2 protein-coding genes are annotated in these 861 nt (G+C 58.8%); both read left to right on the forward strand.

The annotated features are described in order from the left end of the window. Positions 1 to 91 precede the first annotated feature (91 nt). Positions 92 to 538: an IS66-like element accessory protein TnpA gene (gene tnpA / locus ACSQ3J_RS31310; RefSeq protein WP_436041202.1), complete on the forward strand. Its 447-nt coding sequence runs from the start codon at positions 92 to 94 to the stop codon at positions 536 to 538. Further along, on the forward strand, positions 535 to 861 hold a 327-nt coding region (gene tnpB, locus ACSQ3J_RS31315), incomplete at its 3' end, for an IS66 family insertion sequence element accessory protein TnpB (protein WP_436041204.1). The genes tnpA and tnpB, both read left to right, overlap by 4 nt.

The raw sequence follows: 861 nt of genomic DNA on the forward strand, positions 1-861 counted from the left end.
ACGTAAGCGCCGTCTCCGCCCCATTGGATTGGCTATATTTTGAGGCTTGCTGCGTGTGCGAGAAGGTTTCCAGGACTAACTGGAGATTTGCATGGCAGAAGATGGATTTGTGGGTCGCTACGAAGTTGTCGAGCCGCGCCGGGGAAATCGGCGTTGGCCGGATGACGTTAAGGCTCGGATTGTAGCGGAAAGCTTTCAGCCCGGTGTTCGTGTTGTTGATGTTGCGCGTCGTCATGACGTTATAGCAAACCAACTTTCCAGTTGGCGGCGACAAGCACGAGATGGGGTTTTGGCCCTGCCTTTTGAGGCTATGTCGGGCCCTTCGGAGAACGTGGATGCCGAGCCTGCATTTGTGCCTTTGGCGATCACAGCGGAGCCGAGCGAGGCTGTGGGTGTTTTAGCGCCGCCGAAACTGCCGGAGGCGGTTTCAGCGGTCCTGACGCTGGAGATCGGCCCGGACGTTGTGATGCGGGTTCCCGGTGACGTGCCGGTTGAACGTGTGGCGGCTCTGGTGCGAGCGATGCGAGGGACGGCATGATCGTCGCTGGCCAACGACTGCCGATCCTGATCGCGACGCGGCCGGTGGACTTCCGCTGCGGGCATCAGGCGCTGGCTTTGATGGTTCAAACCGAATTGAAGCTTGATCCGCATTCCGGGGTGACGGTGATCTTCCGGTCGAAGCGCGGGGATCGTCTGAAGATCCTGGTGTGGGATGGCACAGGAATGGTGCTAACTTACAAAATTCTTGAACATGGAAGCTTTGCCTGGCCCAAGGTGCAGGATGGGACGATGCGTCTTTCCAGGGGTCAATACGAGGCTTTGTTCGAGGGTCTTGACTGGCGGCGGGTCATGGCGCAACGG

The sequence above is a fragment of the Rhizobium sp. LjRoot98 genome, assembly GCF_964252935.1.
GTDB lineage: Bacteria > Pseudomonadota > Alphaproteobacteria > Rhizobiales > Rhizobiaceae > Pararhizobium.

What these genes read in the sequence shown, in the direction of transcription:
- tnpA (WP_436041202.1), top strand. Translation starts at nt 92, where the DNA reads ATGGCAGAAGATGGATTTGTGGGTCGCTACGAAGTTGTCGAGCCGCGC.